General features: G+C 74.1%; 1 protein-coding gene. It reads left to right on the forward strand.

Annotation, left to right across the window (positions count from 1 at the left end; translation table 11 throughout):
• Positions 1 to 355, forward strand: a 355-nt coding sequence (locus C6558_RS39055; RefSeq protein ID WP_199197143.1) for a macro domain-containing protein, incomplete at its 5' end; no start/stop codon positions are given.
• Positions 356 to 529: the final 174 nt, after the last annotated feature.

Raw genomic sequence — 529 nt, forward strand, 5'->3', positions numbered from 1 at the left:
GCGCCTGCCCGCGCGCTGGGTCATCCACACCGTGGGCCCGGTGTGGGCCAAGACGATCGACAAGTCCGACACCCTCGCCTCGTGCTACCGCGAGTCCCTGAAGGTGGCGGCCGGGCTCGGCGCCCGGACGGTCGCGTTCCCGGCGATCTCCGCGGGGATCTACGGCTGGCCCATGGAGGACGCGGCGCGGATCGCCGTCGAGACCTGCCACGCGATGGCGGACGAGGTGGGCGGCACCGTGGACGAGGTGCTGTTCGTGCCCTACGGCGACACGGCGGAGGCCGCGTTCCGTGCGGCGCTCGGGCACCTCGAGGCCCCCCAGACCACCGATGACGAAGGAGACACCGGACGATGACCATGCGTTTCTGGACCAGGACCGTCGCCGTGACTGCGGCGAGTCTGCTCGCGCTCACCGGCTGCGCGACGGGAGGGGAAGAGGCGGCGACGTCGTCCTCCCACGGCGGGCACGCGGGCCACGCGATGGACGGCGGCCCCGCCCCCGAGGGCATCGAGCCCGCCGCGGACCCGG

The organism is Ensifer sp. NM-2 (assembly GCF_003024455.1).
GTDB classification, from domain to species: Bacteria; Pseudomonadota; Alphaproteobacteria; order Rhizobiales; family Rhizobiaceae; genus Ensifer; species Ensifer canadensis.